Annotated in this window: 14 protein-coding genes; all 14 read left to right on the forward strand. The window is 71.3% G+C overall.

Going from position 1 to position 15,857, the window contains the following annotated elements:
• Positions 1 to 47: 47 nt before the first annotated feature.
• The 14 genes from C6376_RS19765 (at position 48) to C6376_RS19830 (ending at position 15,834) form a co-directional block, all read left to right on the forward strand.
• Positions 48 to 983 carry a carbohydrate ABC transporter permease gene (locus C6376_RS19765; RefSeq protein ID WP_107444644.1) on the forward strand — a complete coding sequence of 312 codons (936 nt, stop codon included), beginning with the start codon at positions 48 to 50 and terminating at the stop codon, positions 981 to 983.
• Positions 980 to 1,879 carry a carbohydrate ABC transporter permease gene (locus C6376_RS19770; protein WP_107444645.1) on the forward strand — a complete coding sequence of 300 codons (900 nt, stop codon included), beginning with the start codon at positions 980 to 982 and terminating at the stop codon, positions 1,877 to 1,879. The genes C6376_RS19765 and C6376_RS19770 overlap by 4 nt, the downstream gene beginning before the upstream one ends.
• Positions 1,876 to 2,076, forward strand: a complete 201-nt coding sequence (locus C6376_RS19775) for a hypothetical protein (RefSeq protein ID WP_107444646.1) — start codon at positions 1,876 to 1,878, stop codon at positions 2,074 to 2,076. The genes C6376_RS19770 and C6376_RS19775 overlap by 4 nt, the downstream gene beginning before the upstream one ends.
• The gene (locus C6376_RS19780) at positions 2,073 to 3,233 is read left to right on the forward strand and encodes a Gfo/Idh/MocA family protein (RefSeq protein WP_107444647.1); all 1,161 of its coding nucleotides are present in this window, start codon (positions 2,073 to 2,075) and stop codon (positions 3,231 to 3,233) included. The genes C6376_RS19775 and C6376_RS19780 overlap by 4 nt, the downstream gene beginning before the upstream one ends.
• Positions 3,233 to 4,087: a PmoA family protein gene (locus C6376_RS19785; RefSeq protein ID WP_107444648.1), complete on the forward strand. Its 855-nt coding sequence runs from the start codon at positions 3,233 to 3,235 to the stop codon at positions 4,085 to 4,087. Before C6376_RS19780 ends, C6376_RS19785 begins: the two co-directional genes overlap by 1 nt.
• The gene (locus tag C6376_RS19790) at positions 4,084 to 5,604 is read left to right on the forward strand and encodes a glycoside hydrolase 43 family protein (RefSeq protein WP_107444649.1); all 1,521 of its coding nucleotides are present in this window, start codon (positions 4,084 to 4,086) and stop codon (positions 5,602 to 5,604) included. The genes C6376_RS19785 and C6376_RS19790 overlap by 4 nt, the downstream gene beginning before the upstream one ends.
• A gap of 33 nt (positions 5,605 to 5,637) precedes the next feature.
• Positions 5,638 to 7,707, forward strand: coding sequence for a pectinesterase family protein (locus C6376_RS19795; protein ID WP_107444650.1), 2,070 nt, complete (start codon positions 5,638 to 5,640; stop codon positions 7,705 to 7,707).
• A gap of 54 nt (positions 7,708 to 7,761) precedes the next feature.
• Positions 7,762 to 9,099, forward strand: coding sequence for a sugar ABC transporter substrate-binding protein (locus tag C6376_RS19800; RefSeq protein ID WP_107444651.1), 1,338 nt, complete (start codon positions 7,762 to 7,764; stop codon positions 9,097 to 9,099).
• A 92-nt stretch (positions 9,100 to 9,191) separates the two neighbouring features.
• Positions 9,192 to 9,989 (forward strand): rhamnogalacturonan acetylesterase, encoded by a 798-nt coding sequence (locus C6376_RS19805; RefSeq protein WP_107444652.1) that lies wholly within the window; start codon positions 9,192 to 9,194, stop codon positions 9,987 to 9,989.
• 138 nt (positions 9,990 to 10,127) lie between these two features.
• Positions 10,128 to 11,465, forward strand: a complete 1,338-nt coding sequence (locus C6376_RS19810) for a polysaccharide lyase family 1 protein (protein ID WP_107444653.1) — start codon at positions 10,128 to 10,130, stop codon at positions 11,463 to 11,465.
• 96 nt (positions 11,466 to 11,561) lie between these two features.
• Complete coding sequence (locus C6376_RS19815) at positions 11,562 to 12,677, forward strand: pectinesterase family protein (RefSeq protein WP_107444654.1); 1,116 nt, start codon at positions 11,562 to 11,564, stop codon at positions 12,675 to 12,677.
• Position 12,678: 1 nt separating this feature from the next.
• On the forward strand, positions 12,679 to 13,710 hold the full coding sequence (locus C6376_RS19820; RefSeq protein WP_173985685.1) for a pectinesterase family protein: 1,032 nt from the start codon (positions 12,679 to 12,681) through the stop codon (positions 13,708 to 13,710).
• Between the two features lie 136 nt (positions 13,711 to 13,846).
• A complete protein-coding gene (locus C6376_RS19825; protein WP_107444655.1) occupies positions 13,847 to 14,959 on the forward strand; it encodes a chondroitinase-B domain-containing protein in 1,113 nt (370 codons plus the stop codon).
• Between the two features lie 77 nt (positions 14,960 to 15,036).
• Complete coding sequence (locus C6376_RS19830; protein ID WP_107444656.1) at positions 15,037 to 15,834, forward strand: HAD family acid phosphatase; 798 nt, start codon at positions 15,037 to 15,039, stop codon at positions 15,832 to 15,834.
• Positions 15,835 to 15,857: the final 23 nt, after the last annotated feature.

The raw sequence follows: 15,857 nt of genomic DNA on the forward strand, positions 1-15,857 counted from the left end.
GCGCGTCGCACGACGCACGCACGACGCACCGAGAACGGAGAACAGTGATGGCCCAAGCCGCAGCCGTGGCGAAACGGCCCGCGCCGCCCCGGCGGCGCCGTGCCTCCGCCACGCCCCGCAGGCTGCCGTACCTGCTGATCGCGCCGGCGGCCCTGCTGATGCTGGGCTTCATCGCCTACCCGGTCGTCAGCGTCTTCTACTACAGCCTGCAGAACTACAACCCCACCAAGCCGTGGCGCAACGGCTTCGCGGGCTTCGACAACTTCACCCACGCCTTCACCGACGACCCGCAGTTCTGGGACACACTGACCTTCAGCGCCCAGTGGGTCGCCGTCGAGGTCGGGCTGCAGTTGCTGTTCGGTCTGGCGCTTGCGCTGATCGTCAACCAGACCTTCGTGGGCCGCTCGCTCGGCCGCGCGCTGGTCTTCTCCCCGTGGGCCGTCTCCGGCGTGCTGACCTCCGCGATCTGGGTGCTCCTCTACAACTCCCAGACGGGCATCACCCGTTACCTGGCGGACATGGGCGTCGGCGAGTACGGCACCAGCTGGCTGTCGGACACCTCCACCGTCTTCCCGGCGGCGATCGTCGCCGACCTGTGGCGCGGCGTCCCCTTCTTCGCGATCCTCATCCTCGCCGACCTGCAGTCCGTGTCGAAGGACCTGTACGAGGCCGCCGAGGTCGACGGCGCAAGCCGGATCAAGCAGTTCTGGCACATCACCCTGCCCCACCTGAAGGACGCCATCGTCCTGTCCACGCTGCTGCGCGCGGTGTGGGAGTTCAACAACGTCGACCTGCTCTACACGCTCACCGGCGGCGGCCCGGCGGGGGAGACCACCACCCTCCCGCTCTACATCGCCAACACCAGCGTCGATGCCCACAACTTCGGCTACGCGTCCGCCCTGACCACGGTCGCGTTCGTGATCCTGCTCTTCTGCTCGATGGTCTATCTGCGGCTCAGCAAGTTCGGAGGAGGCGACAAGTGATCACCAAGGAGGCCCCCGAGGTCGTGCCCGCCCCCGTGCACGAGCCCGCCGCACCCGACCGCAGCCCGTCCCGGCACAAGCGTGCCTGGGACGAGGCCCCTCGCTGGCAGATCTACGTCCCGCTGGGGATCTACCTGGTCTTCACCCTCATCCCCTTCTACTGGATCCTGCTCTTCGCGCTCCGCCCGGCCGGCTCCACCTCGCTGGTGCCCTGGCCGATGACCTTCGACCACTTCGAGAAGGTCTGGAACGAGCGTGACTTCGCCGTCTACTTCCAGAACAGCCTGCTCACCGGCGTGGCGACGCTGCTGCTCACCACCGGCGTGGCCCTGGCCGGCGGTTACGCCCTCGCGCGCTTCGACTTCAAGATCAAGCGCGGCTTCATGCTCGCCCTGCTGTGCACCCAGTTCGTGCCGGGCGCGCTGCTGCTCGTCCCGCTCTTCCAGATCTTCGCCGAGCTGAAGATGATCAACTCGCTGGGCAGCGTCATCGTCGCCGAGACGGTCTTCCAGCTGCCTCTGTCGATCATTCTGATCAGCGGCTTCATCCGGAACGTGCCCTACTCCCTGGAGGAGGCGGCCTGGGTCGACGGCTGCAACCGGCTCACCGCCTTCCGTATCGTCGTCCTGCCCCTGCTGCGGCCCGGGCTGATCGCCGTCGGCTCCTTCGCCTTCGTGCACGCCTGGAACCACTTCCTGTTCGCCCTGATGTTCCTCTCCGACCAGACCAAGCAGACGATCCCCGTCGGCCTCAACACCCTGATGAGCGCGGACAGCGTCGACCTGGGCGCGCTGGCCGCGGGCGGCATCATCGCCGCCGTCCCCGTGGTGATCGTCTTCGCGTTCATCCAGAAGTGGCTGATCACCGGGTTCAGCGCCGGGGCGGTGAAGGGATGAGCAGCCGTCAGGTCACCGCGTCCGTGGGGAGCCGGCCCGCGGGCCCCCTCGTGACCCACCACGCCCACGACGAGGACGGCGAGCGCGACCTCACGTCGGACGGCGGCCGGACGCCTACCCTGCACGCAAAGATCGACAGCGCCGCGGCAGCCGACCGCACGACGGCACGCGGCGCGGGCGCAGGGAGGATTCCATGAGCACCGCTGTACCGATCGTCCTGGCGGGCGCGCGCGGCCACGGCCGCTGGCACCTGGACAACATCCGCAGGCTCCAGGACAAGGGCATCGTCCGCCTCGCGGGCGTCTGCGAGCTGACCCCGCTGACCCGGGCCGAGATCCCCGAGGGCCTCGGCGCGCCCGAGCAGTCCGCGGACTTCGGGGCGCTGCTCGACTCCACCGGCGCCCGGATCGCCGTGATCTGCACCCCGATCCCGACCCACGCCGACCTCGCGCTGACCGCGGCCCGCAAGGGCGTGCACCTGCTCCTGGAGAAGCCGCCGGCGCCGTCGTACGCGGAGTTCCGCCGGATGGCCGACGGGATCGCCGGGGCCGGCGTGGTCTGCCAGGTCGGCTTCCAGTCGCTGGGCTCGCACGCCGTGCCCGCGGTCCGCGCCCTGATCCGCGACGGTGTGATCGGTGAGATCGCGGGGGTCGGCGGCGCCGGCGCCTGGGCCCGCGCCGAGTCCTACTACCGGCGCGCCCCCTGGGCGGGCAGGCGGCGGCTGAACGGTGTCGACGTCATCGACGGGGCGCTCACCAACCCCCTCGCGCACGCCGTCGCCACCGCCCTCGCACTGGCCGGAGCCACCCGAGCCGAGGACGTCGCCGGCATCGAGACCGAGCTGGCGCACGCCAACGCCATCGAGTCCGACGACACCTCCTGCGTCCGCGTCACCACGGCGGACGGCCTGCGGATCGTCGTCGCCGCGACGCTGTGCGCCGAGGACCCCGACGACCCGTACGTCGTCGTCCACGGCAGCCGCGGCCGGATCACCTACTGGTACAAACAGGACCGCGTCCTGCTCCAGCGGGCCGGCCACGGCCCCGAGGAGTTCGAGTACGGCCGCACCGACCTGCTGGAGAACCTGGTCGAGCACCTCGCCGACGGGACGGAACTGCTGGTCCCGCCCGCCGTCACCGAGTCGTTCATGCGGGTCGTCGAGGCGATCCGGGTCGCGCCCGACCCGGTGCAGCTGCCCGACGACGCCTGGCGTCTGCTGCCCGACGAGGACCGGCGGGTCGTCCCCGGCGTCGACGGCCTCGTCGCGGCCGCCGCCGACACCCTCGCCCTCTACTCCGAACTGGGCGCCCCCTGGGCGTTCACGACCGCGCATCCGAAGGAGGTGAGCCCCTGATGACCGCACAGGCCCCCGACTCACCGGTCGTCCTGCGTGTCGCCGGCCGTCCGGTCGGCCGCTACGTCACGCGGCCCGAGCTGGCCGCCCGGCTCTCCCCGCGCCCCTATCTGCACCCCGTCACCACCCTGGCCGGCGCCACGGTCACCGAGCTCAGCCCCGCCGACCACCTTCACCACCTCGGCGTCGGTGTCGCCGTACCCGACGTCGAGGGGCACAACTTCTGGGGCGGCCGCACCTACGTCCGCGACCGGGGCCCGACCGAACTGGACGACCACGGCGCGCAGCGGCACGGGTCCTTCCAGCTGCGCGACCCCGACGGCTTCGTGGAGGAGCTGCGCTGGGTGGCGTCGGACGGGGAGCTGCTGCGCGAGCGCCGGACGGTGGCGGCGACCGAACTGACCTCCTCCGCCTGGGCGCTGGACTTCACCTTCTCCCTCACCAACGTCACGGGCGCCCCGCTGTCCATCGGCAGCCCGGCGACGAACGGGCGTCCCGGCGCGGCCTACGGCGGCTTCTTCTGGCGGGCCCGCAAGGAGGACCGGGCCCCCGACGTCTTCACCGCGGACAGGGAGGGCGAGGCGGCCGTGCACGGCTCACGTGCCGACTGGCTCGCGCTGGCCGGCGCGGGCTGGACGCTCGTCTTCGCGGGCGCCACCGACGCCACCCGCCGTGACCCCTGGTTCGTCCGCACCGCGGAGTACCCGGGGGTCGGCTCCTCGCTGGCGTTCGCCGAGCGGCTGCCCGTCCCGCCCGGGGAGACGGTCGTACGCCGGATCGTCACCGTCGTCGCCGACGGCCGCCCGGACCGGGACGAGGCGGCGGCTCTGGTCCGGAAGGCGGTCAGCCAGTGACGGGGGAGCGGCACGGCACGTACACGAACCCGGTCCTGAACGCCGACTGGTCCGACCCGGACGTCGTGCGCGTCGGCGACGACTTCTACCTCACCGCCTCCAGCTTCGGCCGGGCCCCCGGACTGCCGCTGCTGCACTCGCGCGACCTGGTGAACTGGACGCTGGTCGGACACGCGCTGGAACGCCTGGAGCCGGCGGGCGACTTCAGGACGCCTCGGCACGACTGCGGGGTGTGGGCGCCCTCGTTACGGCATCACGACGACCGTTTCTGGATCTTCTGGGGCGACCCCGACCAGGGCGTTTTCCAGGTCAACGCGCCCGCGATCCGGGGGCCCTGGACCCGTCCGCACCTGGTCGAGGCGGGCAAGGGCCTGATCGACCCGTGCCCCCTGTGGGACGAGGAGAGCGGCGAGGCCTATCTGGTGCACGCCTGGGCGAAGTCCCGCGCGGGCGTCAAGAACCGGCTCACCGGCCACCGTATGCACCCCGACGGGACGTCCCTCCTCGACGAGGGCAAGGTGATCGTCGACGGGGACGGCATCCCCGGCTGGTTCACCCTCGAAGGCCCCAAGCTCTACCGTCACGACGGCTGGTTCTGGATCCTCGCCCCGGCCGGAGGGGTGGAGACGGGCTGGCAGGGCGCTTTCCGGGCACGGGAGTTCTTCGGCCCGTACGAGGAACGGATCGTCCTGGAGCAGAAGGACACCGAGGTCAACGGTCCGCACCAGGGCGGCTGGGTGCGCACCTCGTCCGGCGAGGACTGGTTCCTGCACTTCCAGCAGCGCGGTGCGTACGGCCGGGTCGTCCACCTCCAGCCGATGCGCTGGGACGGTGCGGGAGGCTGGCCGGTGATCGGCGACGAGGGCGCGCCCGTCCTGACGCACCGGCGGCCCGCCCTGCCCGCGCAGCCGCCCGCCGCGCCCGCCGTCGACGACGACTTCCCCGGCGGGCGCCCGGGCCGCCAGTGGTCGTGGACGGCCAACCCCCAGGACGGCTGGGCCATCCGGCACTCGGCCGACGGACTGCGTCTGACCTGCGTCCGGACACCGCACGCGCAGGATCCGCGCACCCTGCCCAACGTCCTCACCCAGCGGCTTCCCGGCGTCCCGTCCGTCGTCGAGGTGGAGCTGGAACTGCACAGCGAGGAACCGGGAGCGCGCGCCGGACTCACGGTCCTCGGCGACGCGTTCGGCTGGATCGGCCTCCAGCGGGACGCCGACGGCGCGGTCCGGCTCGTCCACCGGTTCGCCGAGCCGGTCGCCGAGAGGGAGCGGGACGCGGCCCGTCCACGGCTCGCCCCCGACGGGCGGGCACGGCTGCGCATCGAGATCGGCGCGGGCGCGCGCTGCCGTTTCGCCTACGACGTCGGCGACGGCCCGTGCCCGTCCGGCCCCGTCTTCGCCGCCACCCCCTGGCGCTGGGTCGGAGCCCTGCTCGGCCTCTTCGCCGTCGCGCCGCCCGGTACCGGGCACGCCGGCGCGGCCACGTTCAGCGAGTTCCGCATCCGACCGCTCTGATCCACTTCCGCTGTAAGCCTGTTGGGAGCCGCAATGACGCACTTCCCTAGCAAGCGCTTGCCAAGGCCGGCCTCGGTCCTGGCGGCCATCGCCTGCCTGCTGGCGGCGTGCTGCCTCGGCGCGGCCGGCGAGGCCCGGGCCGCCGCCTCGGCGACGGGGACGGCATCCGCTCCGCGGACCGCCTCCGCACCCGTGACCACTGACGCGGCGCCGGCCGACGCGCCGCGGACCGCCGCCCCGGGCGCTCCGGCGGACCGCTGGACGGACCGGGCCCACGGCTTCGCCTCCCTCGCCGGCGGCACCACCGGCGGCGCGGGCGGCCGGGTCGTCACCGTCACCGACCAGGCCTCGCTGGCCCGGTACGCCGCGGCCGAGGAGCCGTACGTCATCCGCGTCGAGGGCACGGTGGCCGTCGAGCCGTTCGGCTCCGACATCGTGGTGACCTCGAACAAGACGATCATCGGGGTCGGCGACACCGGCGAGATCGTGCACGGCGAGCTGCACCTGAACCCCGGCACGCACAACGTGATCATCCGCAACCTGACGATCCGGGACAGCTACGTCGAGGGCGACTGGGACGGCAAGACGACCGACTTCGACGCCGTCCAGATGGACACCGTCGACCACGTATGGATCGACCACAACCGCTTCACGCACATGGGCGACGGGCTGCTCGACATCCGCAAGGACAGCCAGTACATCACCGTCTCCTACAACCGGTTCAGCCACCACAACAAGGCGCTGGGCATCGGCTGGACGCCGAACGTCCTGACCCAGATCACCATGGACCACAACTGGTTCACGGGCACCAAGCAGCGCAACCCCTCGGCGGACAACTGCGCCTACGCCCACCTCTACAACAACTACCTCTCGGCGCAGGTCGCCGACGGCGACCCGGTGTGGACCTACGGGAACTGGTCGCGGGGCCGCACGAAGATGGTCATAGAGAACAGCTACTACGACCGGGTCCAGCACCCGTACCAGGCCGATGCGACGGCCGAGCTGGTCGAGCGCGGGTCGATCCTGCGGAGGACGAGCGGACGGACCGACGAGCGGGGCGCGGCCTTCGACCCGCGGGAGTTCTACACCTACCGGCTGGACCCGGCGGCAGCCGTCCCCGCGCTGGTCACCCGGTTCTCCGGGCCGCAGAGACAGATCGGCGGCGCGGTCACGCTGAACGTGCCGGGCGACTACCCGACGGTCCAGGCCGCCGTGGACGCCGTGCCCGACGGCAACTCCGTCGGCGTCACCGTCGCCGTCGCGCCGGGCACGTACCGCGAGAAGGTGTACATCCCCGCGACCAAGCCGAACATCGCGCTGCGCGGCACCGGACACGATCGTTCCGACACCGTCATCGTCCACGACACGCCCGCCGAGTACGGGGGTTCGACGGGGAGTGCCACCGTCCGGATCGCCGCGAACGACGTCACCGCCCGCAACATCACCTTCAGCAACGACTTCGACGAGTCCGCGGTCGAGCTGAAAGGCGAGCAGGCCCTCGCCATGAAGACCACCGGCGACCGGATCGTCTTCGAGAACACGGCGTTCCTCGGCAACCAGGACACGTTGATGACCGACAGCCCCAAGCTGACGACCCACAGCCGGGTGTACGTGCGGGACTCCTACATCGAAGGCGACGTCGACTTCGTCTACGGGCGGGCCACGACAGTGATCGAGCGGTCGGTGATCCGGCTGCTGAGCCGGGGGTCGGCCACCAACAACGGCTACATGACGGCCGCCTCGACCTGGACGGGCAACCCGTACGGGTTCCTGATCACCTGCTCGGAGGTGGTCAGCGACGCGCCGGAGCAGTCCTTCCACCTCGGACGGCCCTGGCATCCCGGCGGGGAGCCGGCGGCGGTGGGCCAGGTACTGATCCGCGACACCGCGTTGCCGGCGGCGGTCAAGTCGTCGCCGTGGACCGACATGAGCGGGTTCTCGTGGCGGGACGCCCGCTTCGCGGAGTACCGCAACCACGGGCCGGGGGCCACCGTCACCGCCGACCGCCCCCAGCTGAGCGACGCCGACGCGAAGGCGTACACCGTCACGGCCTACCTCAAGGGCGCGGACGGCTGGGCGCCGCACCGCCGCACCACCCACTGACCCCCCACAACTTCATATCTCCGCAGGGATCCAGAGAAGAAGAGAGCCGACCACATGACAAGCAGCATCCGCAGAAGCAGGCGCGCCGCCCTGGCCCTCGCCGTCACCACCGTGCTCGCGCTGACCGCCACCGCCTGCGGCGACGACGGCAGCGGTGCGGCGGGGGACAAGGGAGGCGACGGCTCCGGCAAGGGGGAGATCACCTTCTGGGACAACAACGGCGGTGTCCGCACCGACGTCTGGAAGGAGATCATCGCCGACTTCGAGAAGGCGAACCCGGACATCAAGGTCAAGTACGTCGGTGTGCCCGCCGACAGCGTCCAGTCCAAGTACGACACCGCGATCCAGGGCGGCGGACTGCCCGACGTCGGCGGGGTGGGCGCCGCGATGCTCGCCGAGGTCGCGGCGCAGGGCGCCCTCGAGCCGCTCGACAGCCGGCTGGAGAAGAGCGGCCTCGGCGGCAAGCTCAACGCGAAGTTCCTGGACAGCGTCAAGGCCGCCGGCATCGACGGCAAGGCGTACTCCGTGCCGACCTCCGCCAACAACGGCACCCTCTGGTACCGCACGGACCTCTTCCAGAAGGCGGGCCTTGACGCGCCGACCACCTGGTCGAAGTTCTACGAGGCCGCCGACAAGCTGACCGACAAGGACAAGAACGCCTTCGGCTACACCATCCGAGGCGGTTCCGGCTCGATCTCCCCGGCCCTCGACGCGGCCTACGGGCAGAGCGGCCTCACCGAGTTCTGGAGCGGTGACAAGACCACCGTCAACGACCCGAAGAACGTGGCCGCACTGGAGAAGTACGTCGGCCTGTTCAAGAAGGACACCCCGTCCGCCGACGTCAACAACGACTTCACCAAGATGGTCGCCCAGTGGGACTCCGGCACCATCGGCATGCTGAGCCACAACCTGGGCTCGTACAAGGACCACCAGAAGGCGCTGGCCGGCAAGTTCAAGGGCATCCCCGCGCCGACGCAGGACAACGGCACCCGGGTGCAGGTCTCCAACCCGGTGGACGGGCTCGGCCTGTTCAAGTCGAGCAAGAACAAGACCGCCGCCTGGAAGTTCATCGAGTTCGCCGCCTCGCACGCGTCCAACAGCAAGTGGAACAAGTCGGCGGGCTCGATCCCGGCGAACCTCGAGGCCGCGCAGGACAGCTGGGTCCAGGAGTCCGAGCCGACGAAGCTGGCCGCCGAGGCGCTGACGGGCACCAGCACGAAGATCGTGCAGCTGCCCTACTACCTGCCCGACTGGAACACCATCTCCAAGGCCGACAACGAGCCGAACTTCCAGAAGGTGCTGCTCGGCAAGATGACCGCGAAGCAGTTCCTGGACACGCTGGCCGACCAGCTGAACAAAGCCCAGGCCGACTGGAAGAAGAACCACGGATAACCGCTCGGGCAATGTCGTCGCGGGGGAACCGCCGGCCCGCCCCGGCCGGTCGCGCGGTTCCCCCGTCTCCCACACGCGAAAGGTGCACGTTGGTGTCGCTCACCCGCAGACAGGTCACCGCCGCGGCCCTCGCCGCCGTTCCGCTCGGCGCCACGGCCGCCGGTCCCGCCCACGCCGGCGCCCGCCGGTCCCGCACGGTCTACATCGCCGGCGACTCCACCGCCGCCCAGAAGTACTCCGACGCCGCACCCGAGACCGGGTGGGGCATGGCACTGCCCTTCTTCCTGCACGCCGGCCTGCCCGTCGCCAACCACGCGGTGAACGGCCGCAGTTCCAAGAGCTTCATCGACGAGGGAAGGCTCGACGCCGTCCTCGCGGCGATCCGCCCGGGGGACCTGCTGCTCGTCCAGTTCGCGCACAACGACGAGAAGACGACCGACCCCACCCGCTACACCGAGCCCTGGACGACGTACCAGGACTGCCTGCGGCAGTACCTCGCGGGCGCACGGGCGAAGGGGGCCCGCCCGGTCCTCGCCACGCCCGTGGAGCGGCGCCGGTTCGACGCCGCGGGCAAGGCCCTGCCGACGCACGGGGAATACCCCGCCGCCATGCGCGCGCTCGCCGCGCAGGAGCGGGTCGCGCTGCTCGACGTCCAGGCGCTGTCGCTGGCGCTCTGGCAGCAGCTGGGCGTCGAGGAGACGAAGACGTACTTCAACTGGACCGCCACCGAGCAGGACAACACGCACTTCAACCCGCCGGGCGCGATCGCCGTGGCGCGCCTCGCCGTACGGGAGCTGCTGCGCACCCGGGTGCTGGCCCCGCGTGACGTGGTCCGGCTCAACGAACAAATCCCCCCGTCCTGGATCACCTGGCCCGACCCGCTGGCGTAGCCCGACCCTCCGCCGTCCCCCGATTCGCCGGCCCGACCCGTCGGCGCGGCCCGAACAGCCGGCGCGCCCGATCAGCCGGCGCGGCGGGACCGGTCGGCGCAGGCCGACCCGCTGACGCAACAGAAGGAGAACCGCACAGTGCGTACTCAGAGATGTCATGGACGTGTCATTGGTGTCCTGGTGGGCTGCACCGCGCTGGTGCTGTCCGTGACCGGCACGGCGTCCGCCCAGGGCCAGCACCACACCCGCGCCCGGCACGCCGCCCCCGACCTCGGCCGGCAGGTGCTGCCCGCGAACGACGGCTGGGCCTCGTCCGGCACCGGGACGACGGGCGGCTCGGCCGCCGACGCCGCCCACGTCCGCACCGTCACCACCTGGGCCGAGTTCAAGGCCGCCCTCGCCGCCGGGGGCGACACGCCGAAGATCATCAAGGTGAAGGGTGTCATCGACGCCGTCGCCGAGGGGTGCGACGCCTTCGCCGCGCCCGGCTACGACTTCGACTCCTACCTCGCGAAGTACTCGCCCGAGGCCTGGGGACTGGACACCGACCTCGCCGCCGAGCCCGACGGCAGTCCCGAGGGGCTGCGGCGGGTGTCCGCCGCCAACCAGGACAAGGCCATCAAGGCGAACATCCCCTCCAACACCACCATCGTCGGCATCGGGCGGGGCGCCGGATTCAAGGGCGTCAGCCTGCAGATCAAGGCCGTCGACAACGTGATCCTGCGCAACCTGTCCTTCGAGTCGCCCATCGACTGCTTCCCCCAGTGGGACCCGACCGACGGCTCCAAGGGCAACTGGAACTCCGAGTACGACACCGCCGTCGTCTACGGCTCCACCCACGTCTGGCTGGACCACAACACCTTCACCGACGGCACCCACCCCGACAGCGCCGCCCCGACCTACTTCGGCATGCTCTACCAGCAGCACGACGGCGAACTCGACATCGTGCGCGGCGCCGACTACGTCACGGCCTCCTGGAACGTCTTCGGCGACCACGACAAGACGATCCTCATCGGCAACAGCGACAGCGAGTCCACCGCCGCCGGCGACCGGGGACATCTGCGGACCACCTTCCACCACAACCTCTTCGCGAACCTGGTCGAGCGCGCGCCCCGCGTCCGCTTCGGGCAGGTCGACTCCTACAACAACCACTTCGTCGCGGGCGACGACTACTCCTACAGCTTCGGCATCGGCAAGGAGTCCAAGCTCGTCGCCGAGCACAACGCGTTCACACTGCCGCAGGGGGTCAGCGCGGCCAAGGTGCTCAAGCGGTGGAGCGTCTCGCCGCTGACCGCCGCCGACAACTACGTCAACGGCGTGAAGACCGACCTGATCGCCGTCCACAACGCCCAGATCCCCGCGGAGACCCTCGAGTCCGGCGCCGGCTGGACGCCCACCCTGCGCACCAGGGTCGACCCGGCGAAGGCGGTCCCCCGCATCGTCGGCTGCGGCGCGGGCGCGGGACGCCTCGGCTGACCTCGCACCTCCCGTCGGCCGGGGCGCCGACGCCCTTCGTCGCCCCGGCCACCCCCGCACCGTCAAGGAGCACCCGCACCGTCAAGGAGCACCCGTATGCACCCCGTTTCCAGAAGGCGGTTCCTCACCGCGAGCGCGGGAACGGCCGCCGCCCTCGCCCTGGCCGCCCCGTCCGCCCGGGCCTCGGCGGGCACCCGCCGCCCGTTCGGCCGGCACGGCTCCCCGGCCGCCCGCCGCACCCCGCAGACCCTCTACGTCGACCCGCTCGGCCGGGGCGACTTCACGACCGTGCGGGACGCCGTCACCGCCGCCGCCGGCAGCGGCTGGACCCTCGTCCTCGCCCCCGGCGTCTACCGGGAGACCGTGGTCCTCGACGCCACCCGCACCGAGGCCACCTGGATCGGCGCCTGCGAGGACCCCCGGGACGTCGTGATCGTCCACGACACCGCGGCCGGCACCCCCAAGCCCGGCGGCGGCACCCACGGCACCACCGGCTCGGCCACCACCACCCTGCAGGCCGCCGGCTTCACCGCCCACCGGATCACCTTCGCCAACGACTGGCTGCGCGCCGACCACCCCGAGATCGCCGGCACCCAGGCCGTCGCCGTCAAGGTCCAGGGCGACCGCTCCGCCTTCCACCACTGCCGCTTCCTCGGCCACCAGGACACCCTGTACGCCGACTCGATGTCCCTGACCGCCTTCGCCCGGCAGTACTACGCGCACTGCTACGTCGAAGGCGACGTCGACTTCGTCTTCGGCCGCGCCACCGCCGTGTACGAGCAGTGCCACTTCCGCACCCTGAACCGCACCGACCTGGCCGGCGCGCCCTACGGCTTCGTCTTCGCGCCCTCCACGGCGGGCGCCAACCCGCTCGGCCAGCTGGTCGTCCGGAGCCGGATCAGCAGCGAGGCCCCCGACGCCTTCTACAAACTGGCCCGCCCCTGGGTGCCCAGCTCCGACACCACCGCCCGCCCGATGCTCACCGTCCGCGACACCCGGATGGACGCCGGCATCGACGCGGCGGCGCCCTACACGAACATGTCGGCCTCCTTCCCCTGGCAGAGCCAGCGGTTCGCCGAGTACCGCAACACCGGGCCGGGAGCCCGGGTCACCGTCCCCGAGAACCGCCCGCAGCTCACCCGCGACCAGGCCCGGTCGGCGACCCGCGAGGCCCATCTCGGCGACTGGGAGCCCTGGAAGGGGGAGTGCTGAGATGCTGTCCCGCCGCACCCTCCTCGCCGCCACCGGCGCCGCCCTGTTCACCGGGGCGCCCGCCGCCCACGCGCACTCCCGCCGCGTCCTGCACGTCCGCCCCGGCGACAGCGTCCAGCGGGCCGTGGACGCGGTCGACGGCCCCGGCTGGACGATCGTCGTCCACCCGGGAACGTACCGGGAGGTCGTCGACGTCCCGCCGGACAAGGCGGAACTGACCCTGCGCGGCGCGTGCCGCGACCCGCGCGCCGCCGTCGTGGTGTACGACAACGCGGCCGGCACGCCCAGGCCGGACGGTTCGGGCACCCACGGCACCGCGGGCTCCGCCACCTTCACCTCCGCCGCGCCCGGCCTCACCGTGCGCGACCTCACGCTGGCCAACGACTGGCTGCGCGCCGACCACCCGGAGATCACCGGCACCCAGGCCGTCGCCGCCCGCGTCACCGGCGACCGCTCGCACTTCGAGAACGTCCGGTTCCTCGCGCACCAGGACACCCTCTTCGCGGACACCACCGCACTCGACGCCTTCGACCGGCAGTACTACCGCCACTGCCACATCGAGGGCGACGTCGACTTCGTCTTCGGGCGGGCCCGGGCCGTCTTCGACGCCTGCCGCTTCCACACCCTGCGGCGGGACGTGGCCTTCACGCCCAAGGGCATGGTCTTCGCCCCGGCCACCGCCCGGGCCGACCCCTACGGCTTCCTCGCCCTGCGCAGCCGGATCACCTCCGCCGCGGAGGACGCCGCGTACAAGATCGCCCGGCCCTGGGTGCCGTCCTACGAGACGACCGCCTGGCCCTCGCTGGTCGTCCGGGACAGCTGGATCGGCCCCGGCATCGACGCGGTGACGCCGTACGTCGACATGCGCGAGGCCTACCCCTGGCAGACCATGCGCTTCCGCGAGTACGCCAACTCCGGTCCGGGAGCGGTGATCTCGGTGCCGGAGAACCGCCCGCAGCTGACCCCGGCGCAGGCCGCCCTGCACACCCCGCGGACGTACCTGGGCGACTGGAGGCCCTACGGGCGCCGGTGACCCCGGCAAAGAGGCGCCGCCGGGCCTTCGCGGCTCCGACAACGTCCCTGCGCGGCAGCCCTCGTCCTGCACCCTCCCCCCGTCCGCCCTGTCCCCCTCCACCCCCCCCATGAACGACGGAAAGGACCCGCACTCCATGTCTCGTCGTACCGCTCGCCTCGCCCTCGCCGCCCTCGCCCTGGGCGGCGGACTCGCCTTCCTGCCCACCCAGGCGCAGGCCGCCACCGTGGTGGTCGGCAACTCCACGGACCTGTCCAACGCCATCAGGAACGCCACCGCGGGCACGGTCATCCAGGTCCGCGGCGGCACCTATTACCCGACCGCCACCCTGCAGTCCACGGCCAACGGCACCTCCTCCTCGCCGGTGACCCTCACGGCCTACGGCTCGGAGACGGTGAAGATCGACGGCTCGTCCCTCCCCCAGGGCGCCTGGATCTTCAAGCTGACCGCCGACTACTGGAACGTCTCCAACCTCACCTTCCAGAACTCCCCGGACAGCGCGGTCGTCTGCCAGTCCTGCACGGGCACCAACTGGAACAACGTCAAGACCGTCAACGGCGGCGACTCCGGCTTCACCCTCACCGGAGACGGGACCGTCAACAACACCGTCAGGAACATCGACAGCTACGGCAACTACGACGCCGCGAACCACGGCGAGAACGCCGACGGCATCGCCGTGAAGTTCGGCTCCGGCAGCGGCAACCTCATCACCGGGGCCCGCCTCTACAACAACGCGGACGACGGCATCGACTTCTGGTCCTTCTCCTCACCCGTGACCGTCGAACACACCTGGTCCTTCGGCAACGGCGTCAACCGCTGGTCCGACCCGGCCTTCGCCGGTGACGGCAACGGCTACAAACTGGGCGGCGACGGCGAGGTGGTCGCCCATGTCATCAACAACTCCGCGGCCTGGGGCGACGCCGGGAACGGCTTCACCGAGAACTCCAACACCGGCGCGCTCGTCCTCAACCGCACCACCGCCTACGCCAACGGCAAGTGGGGCTACTACTTCGCCACCAGCTCGGCCAGGCTCGGCAAGAACCTCGCGGTGAGCAACGGCGGCGGCGCCGTCAACAAGGGCTCCAAGGTCTCCTCGTCCGGCAACAACTGGGACTCCGGCATCGCCACACCCGCCTTCCGGTCGACGGACGCGAGCAGCGCCTACAACGCCCGCGGCGCCGGCGGCACCCTGCCCGCCACCACGTTCCTGACCACCGGGTCGACGACCATCGGAGCGACCATGAACTGAGCCCGTCGGGGCGCTTGACCCGTTTTTTGCCCGGCGGGTCTCGCGCTCACCCACGTGACGCGCGTAGAAAACGTGTCATGCATAAGCCACTGCGCATCGCGGCCGTCGCCGCGGCCTGCGCCGTCGCCGGCGCCGCCCTCTACGGCGCCGGCGCGGCCACGGCCGGCCAGTCAACGGCCAACTCCACGCACGAGCCCTACAACATCGGGCTCCTGGTGAAGGACATCGACACCTACTACGGCACCGCCCCGGACGCGAACGGCGTGTACCAGGCATCGCCGACCAGCCCCTACGCCAAGGACCTCGCGAGCATCGACAAGGCCGCGCGGAAGTACATCGACCAGGCCGCCCGCAAGGCGGTCAGGAAGCACCAGCGGCCCGCGGTCGTCTTCGACATCGACGACACCCTGCTGCTCAGCCTCGACTACGAGAAGCGGTACAACTACACGTACAACTCCGCCAGCTGGGCGGCGTACGTGAACAAGGCGGACCGCCCGGCGGTCTTCGGCAGCCCCGAACTGGTGCGGTACGCCGAGAAGAAGGGCGTCGAGGTCTTCTACAACTCGGGCCTCGCCGAGGCCCAGCGCACCGCCGCGGTCGAGAACCTGAAGAAGGTCGGCGCCGACGTCAACCTCGACGCCGCGCACATGTTCCTCAAGAACGCCGCCGCCCCGCCGTCCTACCTGAGCGCCTGCGCCACCCCGGGCGCCTGGACCTGCACGACGGTCCAGTACAAGTCCGGCACCCGCAAGCACATCGAGGACGACCTCGGGTACGAGATCATCGCCAACTTCGGCGACCAGTACTCCGACCTCGAGGGCGGTTACGCCGACCGCAGGTACAAGCTGCCGAACCCGACGTACTTCGTCGGCTGACGTCCCGTGCGGGGGCGGGATCG

This window comes from Streptomyces sp. P3, from assembly GCF_003032475.1.
GTDB lineage: Bacteria > Actinomycetota > Actinomycetes > Streptomycetales > Streptomycetaceae > Streptomyces.